Raw genomic sequence first — 18122 nt, forward strand, 5'->3', positions numbered from 1 at the left:
AGCTATGTTAAGTCATTGCCTATAAGGAACAAACAGGAAAATGCAGGATTATACCGGGTTATTTACAATAGGAATCGTACAGTAGTCGGTGCCTGCGCCAGAGAAAAACAGACTAAACCCTTTGAAGAATAAGGAATTACAGCAACATCAATGAAACATTTAGTATCAAATAATACGAATGATTTTCACTATCATTGCTAATTTCTTTCTATACAATCGACATGTTTCTCCGTTGACTCACTCTCTCGTTTTCTTCTTTGACCTGTTAAAGGATGTCTTTATGAAGTTACGTTTATCCTCTCTTGGCCCTGTTGCTCTGTTAGCTTCCTCAATGATGCTGGCTTTTTCCGCCAATGCTGCATCCAATGACGAAGGTATTGTGGTGTATAACGCCCAACACGAAAATCTGGTGAAATCCTGGGTTGACGGCTTTACCAAAGATACCGGTATTAAGGTGACCCTGCGCAATGGCGGGGACAGCGAGTTAGGTAATCAGCTGGTTCAGGAAGGCAGCGCATCACCCGCAGACGTTTTTCTGACGGAAAACTCCCCGGCAATGGTGCTGGTGGATAATGCAAAATTATTCGCCCCATTAGATGCGGCAACACAAGCTCAGGTGGCGAAAGAGTATCGCCCTGAACATGGCCGCTGGACTGGCATTGCCGCCCGCAGCACCGTGTTTGTCTATAATCCGGAAAAAATTAGCGCAGCCGAGTTACCTAAGTCGATCATGGACTTAGCTAAACCTGAGTGGAAAGGCCGTTGGGCTGCATCACCTTCTGGGGCTGATTTTCAGGCCATTGTTAGCGCCATGCTGGAACTGAAAGGCGAAAAAGCCACGTTGGAATGGTTAAAAGCCATGAAAACCAACTTTACCGCTTATAAAGGTAATAGCACGGTGATGAAAGCGGTGAATGCTGGCCAAATTGATGGCGGGGTTATCTATCACTATTACCGCTTTGTTGATCAAGCCAAAACCGGTGAGAACAGCGGTAAAACTCAACTGCATTACTTCAAACATCAAGATCCAGGTGCCTTTGTGAGTATCTCTGGTGGCGGTGTATTAGCGTCGAGCAAGCATCCAAAAGAAGCACAGGAATTCGTAAAATGGATAACCGGCAAATCCGGTCAGGATATCTTGCGCACCAACAATGCTTTTGAATACGCCGTGGGTGTCGATGCCGCGTCTAACCCTAAATTAGTGCCGCTGAAAGATCTGGATGCACCAAAAGTAGAACCGTCTAAACTGAACAGCAAGAAAGTGGTTGAGTTAATGACAGAAGCTGGCCTGCTGTAATACAGTCAACCTGCTGATAATATGTATTTTTAGCCCGTCGCGTCCCTGACCCGACGGGCATTAACACGCCGAGTGCCTTGACGATTATGGCCAATGTAAACCCCGATGTTATCCCGCTGCCACTGAGTCAGACAACTCAACGCCAATATAGCCGCCGCCCTGGTTCCGGGATTGTGGTTATTGCGGTGATGCTTTCTCTACTGTCCCTGCTGCCACTGGGGTTTGTGATTGGCATTGCCATTGATACCGGTTGGTCAACGGTCAAGGCGCTGGTTTTCCGCCCTCGCGTGGGGGAATTACTGTTTAACACCGCATTACTGGTGGCGTTCACTTTGCCGCTATGCGCCATTATTGGTGTGGCGTTGGCGTGGCTCACCGAACGCACCACGCTACCCGGCAGGCGAATTTGGTCACTGCTGGCTATCGCCCCACTGGCAGTGCCTGCTTTTGTGCAAAGTTATGCCTGGATAAGCCTGGTTCCCTCAATGCACGGGCTTGGCGCGGGGGTCTTTATCTCTGTCATTGCCTATTTCCCTTTTATTTATCTGCCCGCCTCAGCAGTATTGCGCCGCCTTGATCCCGGTCTGGAAGATGCAGCAGCGTCTTTAGGTAGCACGCCCAGTGGAGTATTTTTCCGCGTGGTGCTACCACAATTAAAACTCGCTGTTTGGGGCGGTTCGATATTGATTGCACTGCATTTATTAGCCGAATATGGCCTGTACGCCATGATCCGTTTTGATACCTTTACCACGGCTATTTTTGATCAATTCCAATCCACCTTTAATGGCCCAGCGGCCAATATGTTAGCGGGGGTTCTGGCGTTATGTTGTCTGGGATTATTATTAATCGAAGCCACCAGCCGCGGCTATAACCGCTATGCCCGAGTCGGTTCGGGTAGCGCGCGCAGACAAACCGCTTATTCAATGGGAACCGCCCTCACCCTGTTGTGTCTGCTATTACCACTGGCGATGACCGCCCTCTCGCTCGGTGTACCTTTTATCACCCTCACCCGCTGGCTCTACATCGGCGGCATTGATGTATGGTTGAATGCTGAGCTGTTGCCAGCCTTGAAACAAACGCTGGCTCTGGCGCTGAGCGGTGCCGTAATTATCACTCTGTGCGCCATACCAATGGCCTGGTTATCCGTGCGCTATCCAGGCCGCTTACATCGGGTCATGGAGGGGTGTAACTATGTCACCAGTTCGCTGCCCGGTATTGTGGTCGCACTGGCACTGGTGACCATCACCATCCGCATTGCACGGCCGCTGTATCAAACTGAATTCACTCTTTTACTGGCCTATTTATTGATGTTTACACCACGCGCCTTAATCAGTTTACGGGCCGGTATTGCGACTGCGCCGGTCGAGCTGGAAAACGTGGCACGCAGTTTAGGTAAAACGCCCGCTCAGGCCATCTGGAGCACCACTATGCGGCTGGCGGCCCCCGGTGCGGCGGCGGGTGCAGCCTTGGTATTTCTGGCGATATCCAATGAATTGACCGCCACTTTATTATTGGCTCCCAACGGCACCCGAACCCTGGCCACCGGATTCTGGGCATTAACCAGTGAAATAGATTATGTTGCTGCATCACCTTATGCCCTGCTTATGGTGGCTCTCTCCCTGCCACTCACCTGGCTCCTTTATTCTCAATCTCAACGTACGGCAGGATTATGAGCACGCTTGAACTTCAACAAATCGGTAAATCTTACCAATCGGTCAGAGTATTAGACGGCATTGATTTACAGGTGACAGCGGGCAGCCGCACTGCGATTGTCGGCCCATCGGGTTCGGGTAAAACCACATTGCTGCGAATTATAGCCGGCTTCGAAACGCCGGATAGCGGCAAGGTGATTTTGCAAGGAAATCCGCTATTTGACCAATCAACTCACGTGCCCGCGCATAAACGCGGGATTGGGTTTGTCCCGCAAGATGGCGCACTGTTTCCACATTTTACCGTGGCGGGCAACATTGCTTATGGGCTAAAAGGCAGCAAGCAAGATAAAGCCCGACGGATTGATGAATTAATGGAAATGGTGGCACTAGACCGGCGATTAGCGCAACTTTGGCCTCATGAAATATCCGGTGGCCAGCAACAACGTGTCGCGCTCGCCAGAGCATTGGCGCAAAGCCCGGTATTGATGTTATTGGACGAACCCTTTTCAGCACTGGATACCGCTTTGCGTGCATCTACCCGCAAAGCGGTAGCTGAACTGCTGTCGCAAGCCAATATCGCCGCCATATTAGTCACGCACGATCAAAGCGAAGCATTATCGTTTGCCGATCAGGTCGCGGTAATGCGCGCGGGCAAACTGGCTCATGTGGGTGCGCCGCAAGAGCTTTATCTCAGGCCGATTGATGAGCCGACCGCGACATTCCTGGGTGAAACACTGATTCTTTCCGCGAATATTGCGGCCGGATGGGCCGACTGCGCGCTAGGCCGGGTCAAGGTTGACGATGCAACGCGCCAGGGGCAAGCACGCATTATGCTGCGCCCCGAGCAAGTGACTATCACACCACTGCCCTCCGCTCACCATTATCCGACTCACTGTCTGGCTAAAATTATCAACATTGATTTTGCCGGTTTTATTTCAACGCTGACGTTATCTATTATTGAGCACGACGAAATCGTAGAAATCAAAACCATCAGCCGCGAAGGTATCCATGTTGGCTTAATGGTTGATTTGACGATTATGGGTCAGGCACATATTTTTGTTGAGTGACAGACAACACATTTCTATTAATCGAATAGAATAAGCACAAGTTATGCTCTGCCCGCTCCCGTAGATTGGATTATGCTACTGAAATCATGAATATTGGAGCCGTACCAAATGGATGAAATCCACGTCATCATATTGACCATTGGGCTATTTGTGCTCACATTCATTAATCCCGGCGCTAATTTACTTGTTGTGGTTCAAACCAGTCTCAGCTCTGGTAAGAATGCAGGTTTACTCACCGGGTTGGGTGTGGCCTTAGGGGATGCGATTTACTCAGGATTGGGGTTATTTGGTATGGCAGCGCTAATTGCTGAAGGGGGAGCACTGTTCTCGGCAATTAAGATCGGCGGCGGTTTGTATCTGGTTTGGTATGCCTACAATATGGTGCGCCATCGTCAAGAGCTGCATATGGGCATGGGTGCTGTCGCTACTTCGTCAATTACGCCTTGGTATGTGTTCTTCCGCCGTGGCCTGTTAACTGATTTATCGAACCCGCAAACTGTGCTGTTTTTTATCAGTATTTTCTCGGTAACCCTTACCCCGACCACACCAGCATGGGCCAAAATAGTCGCCTGGCTCGGCATTGTTGTGGCCTCAATCCTCTGGCGGTCATTGCTGAGTATGGCATTCTCCCGCCCGGCGGTACGCCGCGCGTATGGCAAGGTTCAACACTTGTTAAGCGGTATTATCGGAGTCGCTGTCGGAGCCTTTGGGCTGCGCTTAATTTATGAAGGGATAACCCGCCGCTGATAGCAAAATATGACTGTTATCAACATCACAAAGGCTTCGCCTGGAGCCTTTTTTGTTCCTGTCGCAATTGCCGATACTCCAGCACTGTCAACACGATAACCACTAAGTCAAGAATAGTGATTAAAATCAGCATAATAGAATGAGTAAAGGTGTAACGATAAAGTTGATAGATAATAAATAAACTAAAAATGACTATCGCTGCCGGGTAATACCCCAGCTTTTTGTGCCATAATCCAATAATAACCCACAACTTAACAATGCCATGAATTAATAAATAAAATGCGGCAAAATGCAAACTGCTGATGGAAAGGCTTTGCGCTGCATGCAGCAAATAATTGGCGACCACATCGCCACGATCTTCGATAAATTCAACTTGAGTGATACGGTGCAATAAATTAAGTAAAAGTTGGGGGGTAACAAAAAAAGTTAAAATACCCGCCACAATCTCCATGATAGCCAATATCGCTTTTAGCAGCAGGCTAACTTCAAAAACAGCATGAATATTCTTCTCTCCGAAGAGGTTATTACGCTCAAATCTGTTTCTCATATTTAACATCGCACTCATTCCCTGCATGATAAGGCTTTGAAGAGTATTGATGCAGAATAGCAGTTTACGCGGTGCAGGTTAAAGCACCGCGCTTTAAATAGCGATAAGTTAACGTTTCAGTGTCGCGCCATTACTCTGAATAACATCCCGATACCAATAGAAACTTTTCTTCCGGCGACGTTCCAATGTGCCATGACCGCTATCGTCACGATCGACATAAATAAAGCCGTAGCGCTTGGATAACTCAGCTTTTGAAGCACTCACCAGGTCAATCGGCCCCCAACTGGTGTATCCCATTACCTCTACGCCATCTTCAATAGCCTCACTGACCTGGACTAAGTGGTCATTGAGGTAATCGATACGATAATCATCTTCAATATTTCCATTAGCATCCGGCTTATCTTTTGCCCCCAGCCCATTTTCAACAATAAACAGTGGTTTTTGATAACGATCCCACAATTCATTTAGCAGAATACGCAATCCATCGGGGTCTATCTGCCATCCCCACTCTGAACTGGCAAGATGTGGGTTTTGTACCATGCTCAGAATATTGCCTCTGGCCTGATGATTTAATTCCTCATCGGTAGTCACACAGCCACTCATGTAATAGCTGAAGGAAATAAAATCGACTGTTTCTTTTAGTGCCAGTTTATCTTCTGCCGTAATATCAAGACTAATACCATGCTGCTTAAAGTAACGGCCCATATAGGAGGGGTAATAACCGCGCACCTGTACATCGCCAAAGAATAACCATTCACGATTCTGCTGTAGAGTTTCCAACACGTCAGCCGGTTTACAGGTTAACGGATACATCAATCCACCTAACAACATATTACCGATACGGCCATCTGGAATAATTTGATGCAAAGCAGCAACTGCTTTAGCACTGGCAACTAATTGGTGATGAATTGCCTGATATATCTCACTTTTACTGCTTTCCCGCTCTAATCCAACACCGGTAAAAGGCGCGTGCAGTGACATATTTATTTCGTTAAATGTCAGCCACAATTTGACCTTATGCTGATAACGCTGAAATACCGTGCGGGCATAATGTTCAAAGAAACCAATTGTTTTACGATTTCCCCACCCACCATAATTCTTCACCAGGCCATAAGGCATTTCATAATGAGATAGCGTTACCAGTGGCGTAATATTGTATTTCGCCATTTCATCGAATAAGCGATCATAGAATGCCAGACCGGCTTCATTCGGCTGCTCCTCATCGCCCTGCGGAAAAATACGTGTCCAGGCAATGGAAATACGCAGGCATTTAAAGCCCATCTCGGCAAATAGTGCAATATCTTGCGGGTAGCGGTGATAAAAATCGATAGCCACATCTTTGACATAACTGTCGCCATCCACACGGGGAACAATATCACCGAAAATACCGTATGGCTGTAAGTCAGAGGTAGATAGCCCTTTTCCATCAGTAAGATAAGCCCCCTCTACCTGATTAGCGGCAATAGCACCGCCCCAAAGGAAGTTGTCTGGAAATGCATGTTTCATCTGTTTTCTCCTGAATCAGTATTAACGAATCACGGTTAATAACGGTGCTTGCTCTGTAATAGATGTCCCTTTGGCATACAGAACATCCTGATAATCTTCACTGTTGCTGATAATGATCGGCGTGGTTAGGTCATAACCAGCATTAATAATCGCCTCGTAATCAAACTCCAATAGTAGATCCCCAACATTAACTCGCTCCCCCACACTGACATGCGCGGTAAAATATTGCCCCTCGAGTTTGACAGTATCAATGCCGACGTGAATAAGAATTTCAGTACCAGCATCAGACTCAATACCTATTGCATGGTGAGTTTTAAATAACGAAGCCACCACACCATTTACCGGTGCAACAACCCGGCCGTGTTGCGGAATAATGGCGATTCCCGCTCCCAACAAGCCGCTGGCAAAAATAGTGTCGCCGACATGAGTTAATGCCTGTAATTCGCCGCTGATTGGGCTAAATATCACTTCACCAAGGCCATTATGATCCTCGGTAATAGATGAAGTTTGAGGCAGGTTTTCAATTTCTGGCGCTGTAATTTGGGCTGGCAGACCAAAGAAGAAAGTGCCAATTGCAGCAAAAACCAATGCGGTCAGAGTGCCTATAATTGCTCCCCATACGCTGGCATCAATGCCGGTGGTTGGAATTATCTGGGCAAAAGAGAAAATACTGACCAGACCAAATGAATAAACATGAGTCTGGCTATACCCGACAATGACACCGCCGATCGCCCCGCCAATACAACCGAATATAAACGGTTTTTTCGACGGTAACGTCACCCCATAAATAGCAGGTTCGGTGATACCAAATATACCGGCAGTAAATGCCGAACCAGCCAATACTTTCATTTTGGCATCACGGGTACGTAAAAAGACTCCGAGTGTCGCCCCCACCTGTCCCATCACGGCGGGTAATAGCAGTGGCAACATGGCGTCATAGCCCAATACACTCAAGTTATTAATCATCAATGGAACCAAGCCCCAATGCAGGCCAAAGATGACGCATATCTGCCATATTCCGGCTAATACACCACCAGCCACCGGCGGAGCTGCGGAATAAATAATTTCAAAACCGGTGGCTAATAAATGGCTTAACCAGGTCGCCAGCGGGCCAATTAATAAGAATGTGGCCGGAACCGTAATCGCCAGGCACAACAACGGGGTGAAAAAGTTTTTAATACTGCTGTGTAAAACGCGATTAAACCCCTTTTCTAGCCGACAACTGACCCAGGCAGCTAATATGATAGGAATAACGGACGAAGTGTAATTGATAAAAGTAACAGGAATACCGAGGAAATAAACGATCGCGGCACCAGGTTGCCCGGCGGCATTAAATGCAGCCAGCATCAGAGGATGGACTAAAGCACCACCAATCGCCGTGGTAATAAACGGATTGCCACCAAATTTCTTACCGGCGGTATAACCTAGTACCAGTGGGAAGAAATAGAACAAAGAGTCACTGGCAGCGAATAAAATCATATAGCTGCCGCTGCCAGGCTGTAACCAACCGCACACCACACTGAGTGCCAGAAAACCCTTAAGAATACCGGAGGCTGCCATGATCCCGAGTAAGGGAGTGAAAATGCCCGAAATAATATCAATACAACGACTCAGTAAACCCTCTTTTTGTCGACTCGGTTGACGTTCATTCTCATCACCATCAGATAAACCCGCTTGCTGTAATAATTCCTGATAGACCTCGCTGACATGGTTGCCAATAACTACCTGAAACTGTCCGCCACTCTCCACCACCATAATGACACCCGGATTTTGTTTCAGCGTTTGTGCATCTGCTCGCGATGTGTCCTTGAGTTTAAAGCGCAAACGAGTAGCACAGTGTATAACACTGTTAATATTGCTCTTCCCTCCCACTCCGGCGAGGATCTCGCTGGCGACCGCTGTGTATTGCATAATATTTTCCTTGGATAGCGCGATAATCTATATAAATAAACACCGATTTGGGTCATTAAGTCCGGGCAAAAAAAAACCTGAATGTGCTGTGTACCGCCACTAAGCGATACCAACACATTCAGGTTTTGCCTGCCTTAAGCAGTCACAATCCTGTATTCTAAAATCTCTTTTGCTAATGAGTTAATCGGGTAAGTTAGAACATTCCCGACGAACCCGCTCAATATGAATAGTCAAAAACATCAGCTCTTCTTTACTCAAATCCTGCTGATACTGCAATTTAATATGTTGCTGAACTTTCCCGGCACAGCGATAAGCCGCGATATAATTCTCTTTTATCGTATCGTGTAAAGAATCATCATCACTGATGACGTTATTGCGCCCCAACATGCGCTGCGCAAAAAATTTCAGGTGCGTAACAAAGCGGTGATAGCTTAGCCCGTTTTCATTATATTCCAGCTTAAACTGATACTTTACGATATGCAGAATTTCCTGCATCACCTTGGTGACCTGCATGACTTCGGACATTTCGCTATTTAGCTGCGCATTCACCAAGTGCAACGCAATAAATCCGGCCTCATCTTCACGCAATTGCACACCGAGCCGTCGCTCAATGATTTGCAATGCTTCACAGCCCAACCCGAACTCTTTGGGATACAGCCGACGAATCTCCCATAGCAACCCATTGGTGATATCTAAACCTTGCTTATGGCGTTCAATTGCATAGAAGCAATGGTCTGTAAGTGAAATATAGAGATTATCTTGCAACTTCCCCAACTTAGCCGCCGCCAAAGTGATTATTCGATCACAAGTAATCATCACTTCTAATGGGATACAACTCAGCAACTCACTTAATCGCGAAACCCACTCATTGTCTTTCAGCGCAAATACTTTTTCTATCAATGTGTTATCTAGTAATTCACCTGGGTGTTTTTGAAAGCCAAGGCCGCGCCCCATGATCACCTGCTCCTGACCCTGTTGGTCGAGAACAATAACCACATTATTATTAAGTATTTTAGCGATTTGCATGTATTAGCCCTGAAAACAAAAAAACCCGACTCAGCAGCCTTCATCAAGCTACTCAATCAGGTTTTGCCCGCCATTGACGGTAACAATCCAACTACCGTTAAATTAACATGTTAATACCCGACGGCAAGCAGGTAGAGCTAAAAATCGTGATGTAGATCACCTCTCGCGTTAGCAAATAAATCAGCCACTATTTTTACCCCTTATTCACGTTGATTTAGTGCCGCCTTAAATTTGCATTGCGCGGGGAAATAGTGACTCATCATCAGCATCTATTTATTAGGACTTTTCTCAAGATTACTAAATAAAATTAAATAAAGAATATAAATAAAATATATTACTTTCATTTGAGATTGATTCTTTATCACAGCTAATTACTACATCTGGCATATTAAATTTATGTATAGAGAATAGTTAATATCCCGCATTAAATCACTAATAACCTTCGGCGTAATCACATAAATAAGCGCTATATTTTCGTTATACCCTCTTAGTTGATTTATATCATATGAAAGTAACAAATTATTTCCTAAGGTGGGACATTAGTGCTCTATTTCATATTTTATTTTCGCCCAAAAATGTCCTTCGCAAAGGGAATGTCGATGAATAACAATAAAAGACCTATCGCTGGCTCGCTGAGCCGCCGTGAATTTATTCAAACATCTGCCGCAGTTACCGGGGCTGCGGCAATTGCCGGTTCTGTCACCTTACCTTTTTCTGTACAAGCCGCACCTGAACAGGCGGTATTAGCCAATCAAGAAACGATCAAGTATAGCGCTTGCCTGGTTAACTGTGGCAGTCGCTGCCCACTAAAAGTGCATGTCAAAAATGGTGAAATTATTAAGATTGCTAATGAAGCAATTTATGATGATTCCACATTTGGTGAGCATCAAATTCGGCCTTGCTTACGCGGCCGTTCGGTCAGATGGAAAACCTATAATCCCGACCGGGTAAAATATCCCATGCTGCGAGTGGGTAAACGTGGCGAAGGTAAATTCAAACGAATCAGTTGGGATGAAGCTACCACTATTGTGGCGGATAATCTAAAAAAAACCATTGAGCAACACGGCAACGAAGCCATTTATTATCAATATGGTTCTGGCTCTACTGGCGCTAATTTACAAGGGCGTAATGCCTGTAAAAGAATGCTCAGTTTGCTTGGTGGTTTTCTGGACCAACACGGCACCTACTCCACCGCGCAAATTAACACTGTAATGCCTTATATTTATGGCAATGCGGATGAAACCCTGCTGGATGAAATTAAAAACTCAGATTTAGTGGTTATGTTCGGCCATAATTTGGCCGAAACACGCATGTCAGGGGGCGGGCAATATATTGAAACTGTCCATGCACTGGGGAAGAGTAAAGCTAAAGTTATTATTATCGACCCGCGGATGACTGACAGTGTCACCACCCTCAATGCCGAATGGATCCCGATATTCCCCGGTACCGATGCCGCACTGGTCGCCGCATTGGGTTATGTATTAATTAAAGAAAATCTGACAGATGAAGATTTCCTAAAGGAATATTGTGTCGGTTGGGATGCCAGTACATTACCGACCTCGGCCCCCGCTAATAGCTCTTATAAAGATTATATTTTAGGATACGGCCCCGACGGGATAGAAAAAACACCGGCATGGGCCAGCGATATAACCGGTATTGCGCCCACTCGTATTATCCAGCTCGCACGCGAGTTAGGAAATGCCCGTGCAGCCTGGGTTTCTCAGGGTTGGGGTATTCAACGCAGTGCCAATGGTGAACAGGCGGCGCGCTCAATTATGATGTTGCCGTTGATGACCGGAAATATCGGTAAGGCTGGAACCAATACCGGAGCCTGGGGTGGGAACGTCAAATATCCCGTGCCGGGATTCAGTATTCCTAATCCGATAAAAACCGCTATCCCTTGTTTTATGTGGACTGATGCTATTTTTCGTGGCACTGAGATGACCGCTAAAAATGCCCATGTGAAGAATAAAGATAAACTTGATACCAATATTAAGTTTATGTGGAATTACGCCAGTAATGTGATTGGCAATCAGCATTCTGATCTGAATAAAACCCACCGTATTTTGCAAGATGAGTCGCTGTGTGAATTTATTTTAGTGTGGGAAAACCACATGACCCGCTCAGCTAAATATGCTGATTTATTATTACCCGATGTCACCTCGGTGGAATCTAATGATTTAATTGATAACTCCTATGCCAGTGGGGCTTATCACTACGTGACACGGCTGCAAAACGCTATCGAACCTATGTGGGAATGTCGCCCATCTTATGATGTTTTAGCCGAAATTGCGGCTAAATGCGGCATTGGCGAAGCCTTTACCGAAGGTCATACCCAGCAAGAATGGATTGAAATTAGCTATAACAAAATGCGCGAAAAGAACCCAGCGCTACCGCCGTTTGAGCAAACTAACGACAAAGGTATTATTGACCGGATTTATGCCGATAGCAGTCAATATATCGCCCTAAAAGACTTCCGAGATGACCCGCAAAATAACCCGTTGAAAACGCCATCAGGTAAAATTGAGATCTACTCAGAAGCGCTTGCCACACTGGAAAAAGAGTGGCAACTAGCCCCCGGAGATCGCATTACTGCCGTCGCTGAATATTGCCCGACATTTGAAGGTGTCAGTGATGTCGACACGCTAAGAACCTACCCGTTACAAATGACTGGTTTTCATATTAAAGGCCATTGCCACTCATCTTATTACAACGTGGCAATGTTACGCGAAGCAATACCACATCAATTTTGGATGAACCCCATTGATGCTCAGGCCCGTGGCCTCCAACCAGGCGAGATGGTCGAAATATTCAATGACCGGGGGCGGATACGTATTGCGGTCAAAATTACCGAGCGAGTTTTACCCGGCGTGATTTGTGTGCCACAAGGGGCATGGCGCAATCTCAACAAGGAAGGCATTGATGTGGGCGGTTGTATCAATACCTTGACGACCCAGCGCCCATCGCCATTAGCGAAAGGTAACCCACAACACACCAACCTCGTTGAAGTTAAACGCGCATAAGGAGTTGAAAAATGAAGCAATATGGTTTTTTTGTCGACTCTACCAAGTGCACTGGATGCAAAACCTGCCAAATCAGCTGCAAGGATGAGAAGAACCTGGATCTTGGGCCAAAACTGCGCCGGGTCTACGAATATGGCGGCGGTAGTTGGACGCAACAGGGCAATATCTGGGTCCAAAATGTCTTTAATTATTATCTGTCCATTGCCTGTAATCACTGCTCGTCACCCACTTGTGTCACCGGCTGCCCGACCGGTGCCATGCACAAACGTGAAGAAGACGGTTTGGTGGTCGTGAATCAGGAGTTGTGTGTGGGCTGCCGTTATTGTGAGATGCGCTGCCCCTATGGTGCGCCACAATTTGATGCCAAAAAGAAACTGATGACCAAGTGTGATGGTTGCTACCAACGCGTTGCCGAAGGGCATAAGCCAGTTTGTGTCGAATCTTGCCCACAACGGGCGTTAGATTTCGATGAAATAACCGTATTACGTGATAAATACGGCGAAGAAGATGCGGTAGCACCCTTGCCACTGGCCCATTTAACACAGCCTAATCTGGTTATCAGAAGCCATCGAGATGCCAGACCATCCGGTGATACATCAGGCCGCATCCAAAATCCGGCGGAGGTATAAAATGCACGAATTACCTTTAGTATTCTTCACCGTACTGGGGCAGACCGCCGTTGGGGTGTTTGCTTTGGTGTTCTTGAGTCATAAACTCGGCCTGACTACAGCACAACAGCTCAAACAAGCCAATATTGTCGGTCTGATTCTAATGCTTGTCGGTTTAGTCATTGGTGCTCTGCATGTTGGGCAACCTTTGCGGGCGATGAACATGTTACTCGGTGTCGGGCGCTCCCCGATGAGCAATGAAATAGTGCTCAGCAGTCTGTTTGTCGCGATGGCTTGTGGCACGGTGTTTTTCTCTGTCATGGTGAAAAATACCGTGCTGGCCATGCTATGTAATGTGGCAGCAGTGATTTTCGGCTTAGCTTTTGCATGGTCAATCACTCAAGTCTATCAATTGACCACAGTGCCTAACTGGGATACCTCATACACGTCACTACAGCTGTGGATGACCGTATTGGTCGGCGGCGGTGCTTTCGCCATCCTCACTGGCGCACGTCAGGTAGGAGCCACGGCGTTGTTAGTTGGCGCTATCGTGACGTTGGTGAATAAGCCAGGCTACTTAAGTTTTCTCGGACAAAGTTCGGCGGAGCTGAGTAGCCAGCAAACCGTGTTTTGGGGAGTGCAAATCCTGCTACTCACTTTGGGCATTTTCGTAGCCGCAGCAGCATTACTCAAAGACCGAATCCCACGAGCAACACTGGCAGTGAGTGCTTCCGCGCTGGTCATCGGTGAATTAGCTGGACGCATTGCTTTCTATAATCTCTGGCAAGTCCCGATGTAATTTGACGCGTTTTTAAGACCATTAATTTTAAGGCCATTATTTTTAAAACCACGGTTTAGCCGCATTCCTCTGCGGCTAAACAAGAAGACAGTGATCGGCCAAGAGAGAGAAAGTATTGATGTTATTAAACACTACCTTGCCACGCATTCTCGGCGCGTGTTTTTACTATCCCCCGCAGTCCGATACTATGCGGCGACTGTGGCCATTGCTGCCACAAATAAAAGATCTTTTCCCGTGGCCCCATCCGGCCAGCGTTGCCCGTTATTGCCAACAGCTACCTGATATTTCGCCAGAACAGTTGGAATATGACTTCTCGGTGCTGTTTGAAGGGCAAGGTGAAATGCCCGCGCCGCCTTGGGGATCTGTTTATCTGGATAAAGAAAGTATTTTGATGGGGGCCAGTACTCTGCAATATCGTGAATTTCTGGCGACATTAGGGCTGGCAAGCCAGAGTGCTATCCATGAGCCGGAAGACCAGTTTGGTTTAATGCTGTTGGCTTGGGTGCATCTCATTGAGCACTCATCTTTAACTCAGCAACAGCCACCTGATTCGGCACTCCTGCTACTCACCGAGCACTTGTTGCCGTGGGCCTACCGCTATCTTGAATTAGTGAAAAATGCCCAGGTCGAGTATCGGGTTTATCCCCTATTGGCCGAGATTACCGAGTGTTACCTAAAAACCCTGCAAACGAAGTTAGGTTTATTTCCTCAGCTTTATGAGCTGTATCGGTGAAAAAAACGATGAGCAGAGATGAGCGCTACTACAAAGCCTATATGGAAAGCCGGGTTATTAGCCGTCGAGGGCTATTTCGTGGCTTATTAAAAGGTGCAGCCAGCGACTCGCCGCCTTCAACGCACCTTTATCCGGTGATAAGAAACCTCTGCCAAAATACCTATATCTATTGTGATAGTTGCGCCGATTATTGTGAAAAACAAGCACTACTTTGGCAGCCCAACCAGCCCCCCACCTTAGTTGATAAATTGTGTGATGGTTGCGGCGAATGTGCTGTTAGATGCCCGGCCATGGCACTTGAAATGACGTTATCGAATGGGAACGTGAGAGGTTGAATCTGAGACTGCCAGGAAAATAAACTCATGCCCCGAGGAATTAAGGGCATGAGTATTAAAGAGGCTTATATGCCATCTTTACCGTATTGTGGGGAGCGTGGCCCGTACAAAATGCCGTTTGGTGTTCCAGCAGACAGCATTCTGGCGCTGGTGATAGCAGCAATATCATGGCTTTTGTCAGTCATAGTATTGGCAATCTGAGAGACCGCGGCCTGAACCAACATACCGATAATGCCACCGGAAGAGCTATCTCCTTCATTGCTGGATGCAGTAGCACTGCCACTCCACAGCAGCTTACCGGTTTTCAAATCAACCAGTTTTGCATTTGCCGTTACACGTGTATCACTGGTCACTATCTGATATGACGTACCATATTGGACAACGGTAATGTACAGTGCGGCATCAGCACCAAAGATTTTGTGAAGTTTAGCTGGGCTGACAGCACTGATATCAGTAGCGTTGGTCATACCATTTTGTTTAAAGGTCTCTTCAACGACAGCGACTGGCAACACGTAGTAACCGGCTTCAGACAAGGGATAAGTGACCTGAGACAGCATCCCATGGCTGGCTTCCACTTCAGGTGACTGATTTTGTGGCAACAGAACCAAAATGCTCTTTGGCTTGCTTTGCTTAAAGGCCGAGTAATCCTGACTGACTGGCTTAGCGCAACCGGTCAATAACAGTGTCATCATGACTGCGCATACCGCAAAAATAGATTTCATTTAAATGCCCCTTTATCCTTACTCATCAAGAAATCCATAAACGGAGCAGACTCAGGGAATGCCGATTTCTCTGTGTTAAATTCAGCCATTGCCAGGTCAGTATGACCTGTATTGCCATACAACATGCCCAGATGTGCATGTAAACCTGGAGGGACAGGCAAACCTTTCGCGCGAGACTTTTCAATGCTCTCTTTTAAGGCAGCAATTTGCTGTTCAGGGCTGGCATCAGATTTATAATATTCATAAACCGTAGATTGATAATTATCCCAGTGGTAAATAGGTTTCGGTGCTGTAGCACAACCAGCCAACACACCGGCTGCCAATAGCAGAGATATCTTTTGTGTCAGTTTCATATTGCAGTATCCATACTCGTTATTAAGATTTATTTCGTAGGCTGCCATGCGCCTGATTCAATACCGGCGACCAAGTTATTGACGGCTTCACGGATAGCTAAATCCAGCACTTTGCCGTTCAAGGTTGAGTCATAACTTGCCGTGCCGCCAAAGCCAATGACTTCACGGTTAGACAGTTCATACTCGCCAGCACCTTGTGAAGAAAACACCACTTCTGAGGTATTAACATTGACGATATTCAGGTTAACTTTGGCATAAGCCACCTGAGATTTACCCCGGCCTAAAATACCAAAGAGCTGACGGTCACCTGTTTCTTTGCGGCCAAACTCAGTCACATCGCCGGTAACAACATAGGTAGCACCTTTCAACTGCTGGCTTTTCCCAGCAATAGCAGCTTCGTTTTTTAACTCTTCCATATTGGTACGCTCTAATACATTAAAGCGGCCAGTTTGTTGCAAGTGCGTCACCAGAATGGTTTTTGACTGATTCCCTAAACGATCCACGCCATCAGAGAAGATTCCGCTCATATAACTTGAGCGATTATCAAATTTACCTACGGAAATAGGACTGCGGGGGCCGTTATATTGCGTACCATAAGAAGCGACTTTTGCCACCTCTAGCGAACGTGAGGATTCTGTCGCACAACCACTTAATAAAAACGTGGTTATTAAAGCCGAAGTCAGAAATATTTTTCTCATCATAAACTTAATATTCTCAATAAAAGATCGAATGCCATAATTTGAAGAAATAAATAGTGAAAATTTAACTTAAGTTAAAGCAATAACTCTTTTTTAAATACAACCAAATAATAACAAGTAGTTATTAATTGCAAGCGCAAGTATATTTCTGGTTGATTTACAAGGTTTTTTGCTCGCGAAGAATAGTAGCAGATATGTAATGTTATTAAAAATATTTAAATCTATAAAATAGGATGAAATTTAGCTTAATACCTAAAGATATTTAGATTTTAAATAACGTTCATTTTATTACTTATTATATCTACTTATATAACACTGAAATGTTTGTAGCTTGTTATATGTATTGTTGTGTATTCGTTAAACTCTATTCAGGGAAAAAGCATTATCTGAGACAGGATAATGGCACATTGCCATCGGTACTAAATATCTATCATTTGAGCAAATACACTAAATAGGTAACTCCCGCTTGCTGATATCAGTACAATGTCCACATCTTGAAGTACCTTGTTCCCACAGGAGCTACACCGTGAACTATTACCCAGCCAACTGTACCTATGATGAAGCTAGTGGCGAATATCATATCCAATACAGTGACTTTTCAGAGTCATGTTTTGTGACTTACTCGGTCGAAGACATAGAGTTAGCAGCACAAGATGGCATTAAAAACTGTATTGCCGCACAAATAGAAGAACAGCAACCTGTCCCGATGCCATCCGCATTGAAACCGGATGATATTGCTATTCATGTGCCAATTTTGGTGCGGCTTAAAGCAGAATTGCACAATGCCATGCTCACCACTCAAACCCGCAAAGCCGATATGGCTCGCAAGCTGAACTTGAATGGCGCACAGATGGATCGCCTACTCGATGTGTATTACGCCTCCAAGGTTGAAGCTCTGGAACAAGCCCTTTATTTACTGGGTTTTGAAGCTGATATAGCGCTAAGAAAAATCCCCCAATCAAAGTGAGCAAGAATTGCTGCTCAAATTTACCCCAAGATAGTAACAAATTGTTATTAGGCGGTAATTTAAAAAAACGTTAATAGCTTCACACTTCAATACATTGACTAACATTTCTTACTTTTTTGTACGTGAAATGT

At 46.0% G+C, this 18122-nt stretch carries 17 protein-coding genes; 10 read left to right on the forward strand and 7 right to left on the reverse strand.

What is annotated here, in order from left to right; all coding sequences use genetic code 11:
* The first annotated feature begins 280 nt into the window (after positions 1–280).
* From FTB31_RS04550 to FTB31_RS04565, 4 genes are all read left to right on the forward strand, one after another.
* Complete coding sequence (locus FTB31_RS04550; RefSeq protein ID WP_019081703.1) at positions 281–1297, forward strand: iron ABC transporter substrate-binding protein; 1017 nt, start codon at positions 281–283, stop codon at positions 1295–1297.
* 86 nt (positions 1298–1383) lie between these two features.
* Complete coding sequence (locus FTB31_RS04555; protein ID WP_227731151.1) at positions 1384–2970, forward strand: ABC transporter permease; 1587 nt, start codon at positions 1384–1386, stop codon at positions 2968–2970.
* On the forward strand, positions 2967–4016 hold the full coding sequence (locus FTB31_RS04560) for an ABC transporter ATP-binding protein (RefSeq protein WP_227731152.1): 1050 nt from the start codon (positions 2967–2969) through the stop codon (positions 4014–4016). Before FTB31_RS04555 ends, FTB31_RS04560 begins: the two co-directional genes overlap by 4 nt.
* A 108-nt stretch (positions 4017–4124) precedes the next feature.
* Positions 4125–4763, forward strand: coding sequence for a LysE family transporter (locus FTB31_RS04565; RefSeq protein WP_050076199.1), 639 nt, complete (start codon positions 4125–4127; stop codon positions 4761–4763).
* Between the two features lie 25 nt (positions 4764–4788).
* On the opposite strand, the gene FTB31_RS04570 is transcribed toward FTB31_RS04565, so the two are convergent.
* The 4 genes from FTB31_RS04570 to licT form a co-directional block, all read right to left on the reverse strand.
* Positions 4789–5319, reverse strand: a complete 531-nt coding sequence (locus tag FTB31_RS04570) for a DUF2127 domain-containing protein (RefSeq protein WP_050076200.1) — start codon at positions 5317–5319, stop codon at positions 4789–4791.
* A gap of 99 nt (positions 5320–5418) precedes the next feature.
* Positions 5419–6816, reverse strand: coding sequence for a glycoside hydrolase family 1 protein (locus FTB31_RS04575; RefSeq protein WP_050076202.1), 1398 nt, complete (start codon positions 6814–6816; stop codon positions 5419–5421).
* A 21-nt stretch (positions 6817–6837) separates the two neighbouring features.
* Positions 6838–8727 carry a PTS beta-glucoside transporter subunit IIABC gene (gene bglF, locus FTB31_RS04580; protein ID WP_050076203.1) on the reverse strand — a complete coding sequence of 630 codons (1890 nt, stop codon included), beginning with the start codon at positions 8725–8727 and terminating at the stop codon, positions 6838–6840.
* 180 nt (positions 8728–8907) lie between these two features.
* Positions 8908–9753 (reverse strand): BglG family transcription antiterminator LicT, encoded by an 846-nt coding sequence (gene licT / locus FTB31_RS04585; protein ID WP_050076204.1) that lies wholly within the window; start codon positions 9751–9753, stop codon positions 8908–8910.
* A 599-nt stretch (positions 9754–10352) separates the two neighbouring features.
* Here licT and FTB31_RS04590 point away from each other — a divergent pair.
* The 5 genes from FTB31_RS04590 (at position 10353) to FTB31_RS04610 (ending at position 15251) form a co-directional block, all read left to right on the forward strand.
* The gene (locus FTB31_RS04590) at positions 10353–12776 is read left to right on the forward strand and encodes a DmsA/YnfE/YnfF family dimethyl sulfoxide reductase (RefSeq protein ID WP_227731153.1); all 2424 of its coding nucleotides are present in this window, start codon (positions 10353–10355) and stop codon (positions 12774–12776) included.
* A gap of 11 nt (positions 12777–12787) precedes the next feature.
* Positions 12788–13405: a DMSO/selenate family reductase complex B subunit gene (locus FTB31_RS04595; RefSeq protein ID WP_227721993.1), complete on the forward strand. Its 618-nt coding sequence runs from the start codon at positions 12788–12790 to the stop codon at positions 13403–13405.
* A 1-nt stretch (position 13406) separates the two neighbouring features.
* On the forward strand, positions 13407–14183 hold the full coding sequence (locus FTB31_RS04600) for a dimethyl sulfoxide reductase anchor subunit family protein (RefSeq protein WP_227721992.1): 777 nt from the start codon (positions 13407–13409) through the stop codon (positions 14181–14183).
* 118 nt (positions 14184–14301) lie between these two features.
* Positions 14302–14916 (forward strand): TorD/DmsD family molecular chaperone, encoded by a 615-nt coding sequence (locus FTB31_RS04605; protein ID WP_227721991.1) that lies wholly within the window; start codon positions 14302–14304, stop codon positions 14914–14916.
* Between the two features lie 8 nt (positions 14917–14924).
* Positions 14925–15251, forward strand: coding sequence for a 4Fe-4S binding protein (locus FTB31_RS04610; RefSeq protein WP_227729661.1), 327 nt, complete (start codon positions 14925–14927; stop codon positions 15249–15251).
* A gap of 65 nt (positions 15252–15316) precedes the next feature.
* Here FTB31_RS04610 and FTB31_RS04615 read toward each other — a convergent pair whose 3' ends face one another.
* From FTB31_RS04615 to FTB31_RS04625, 3 genes are read right to left on the reverse strand one after another with little or no spacing between them, the layout of a single operon-like run.
* Entirely contained in the window at positions 15317–15973 is a 657-nt protein-coding gene (locus tag FTB31_RS04615; protein ID WP_050076213.1) for a DUF799 domain-containing protein, read from the reverse strand.
* The gene (locus FTB31_RS04620; RefSeq protein WP_050076215.1) at positions 15970–16326 is read right to left on the reverse strand and encodes a DUF4810 domain-containing protein; all 357 of its coding nucleotides are present in this window, start codon (positions 16324–16326) and stop codon (positions 15970–15972) included. The genes FTB31_RS04615 and FTB31_RS04620 overlap by 4 nt, the downstream gene beginning before the upstream one ends.
* Positions 16327–16355: 29 nt before the next feature.
* Complete coding sequence (locus FTB31_RS04625) at positions 16356–17027, reverse strand: CsgG/HfaB family protein (RefSeq protein WP_050076217.1); 672 nt, start codon at positions 17025–17027, stop codon at positions 16356–16358.
* A gap of 523 nt (positions 17028–17550) precedes the next feature.
* On the opposite strand from FTB31_RS04625, the gene FTB31_RS04630 reads away from it, so the two are divergent.
* Positions 17551–17991: a type II toxin-antitoxin system HicB family antitoxin gene (locus tag FTB31_RS04630; protein ID WP_227731154.1), complete on the forward strand. Its 441-nt coding sequence runs from the start codon at positions 17551–17553 to the stop codon at positions 17989–17991.
* Positions 17992–18122: the final 131 nt, after the last annotated feature.

The organism is Yersinia proxima (assembly GCF_902170785.1).
In the GTDB taxonomy this organism is placed as follows: Bacteria; Pseudomonadota; Gammaproteobacteria; order Enterobacterales; family Enterobacteriaceae; genus Yersinia; species Yersinia proxima.

Coding starts and splice junctions, on each gene's coding strand:
- FTB31_RS04560 (WP_227731152.1), top strand. CDS start 2,967: ATGAGCACGCTTGAACTTCAACAAATCGGTAAATCTTACCAATCGGTC.
- FTB31_RS04620 (WP_050076215.1), bottom strand. CDS start 16,326: ATGAAACTGACACAAAAGATATCTCTGCTATTGGCAGCCGGTGTGTTG.
- FTB31_RS04600 (WP_227721992.1), top strand. CDS start 13,407: ATGCACGAATTACCTTTAGTATTCTTCACCGTACTGGGGCAGACCGCC.
- FTB31_RS04615 (WP_050076213.1), bottom strand. CDS start 15,973: ATGAAATCTATTTTTGCGGTATGCGCAGTCATGATGACACTGTTATTG.
- FTB31_RS04595 (WP_227721993.1), top strand. CDS start 12,788: ATGAAGCAATATGGTTTTTTTGTCGACTCTACCAAGTGCACTGGATGC.
- FTB31_RS04555 (WP_227731151.1), top strand. CDS start 1,384: ATGGCCAATGTAAACCCCGATGTTATCCCGCTGCCACTGAGTCAGACA.
- FTB31_RS04550 (WP_019081703.1), top strand. CDS start 281: ATGAAGTTACGTTTATCCTCTCTTGGCCCTGTTGCTCTGTTAGCTTCC.
- FTB31_RS04605 (WP_227721991.1), top strand. CDS start 14,302: ATGTTATTAAACACTACCTTGCCACGCATTCTCGGCGCGTGTTTTTAC.
- FTB31_RS04610 (WP_227729661.1), top strand. CDS start 14,925: ATGAGCAGAGATGAGCGCTACTACAAAGCCTATATGGAAAGCCGGGTT.
- FTB31_RS04565 (WP_050076199.1), top strand. CDS start 4,125: ATGGATGAAATCCACGTCATCATATTGACCATTGGGCTATTTGTGCTC.
- FTB31_RS04575 (WP_050076202.1), bottom strand. CDS start 6,816: ATGAAACATGCATTTCCAGACAACTTCCTTTGGGGCGGTGCTATTGCC.
- FTB31_RS04590 (WP_227731153.1), top strand. CDS start 10,353: ATGAATAACAATAAAAGACCTATCGCTGGCTCGCTGAGCCGCCGTGAA.
- bglF (WP_050076203.1), bottom strand. CDS start 8,727: ATGCAATACACAGCGGTCGCCAGCGAGATCCTCGCCGGAGTGGGAGGG.
- FTB31_RS04570 (WP_050076200.1), bottom strand. CDS start 5,319: ATGTTAAATATGAGAAACAGATTTGAGCGTAATAACCTCTTCGGAGAG.
- licT (WP_050076204.1), bottom strand. CDS start 9,753: ATGCAAATCGCTAAAATACTTAATAATAATGTGGTTATTGTTCTCGAC.
- FTB31_RS04625 (WP_050076217.1), bottom strand. CDS start 17,027: ATGATGAGAAAAATATTTCTGACTTCGGCTTTAATAACCACGTTTTTA.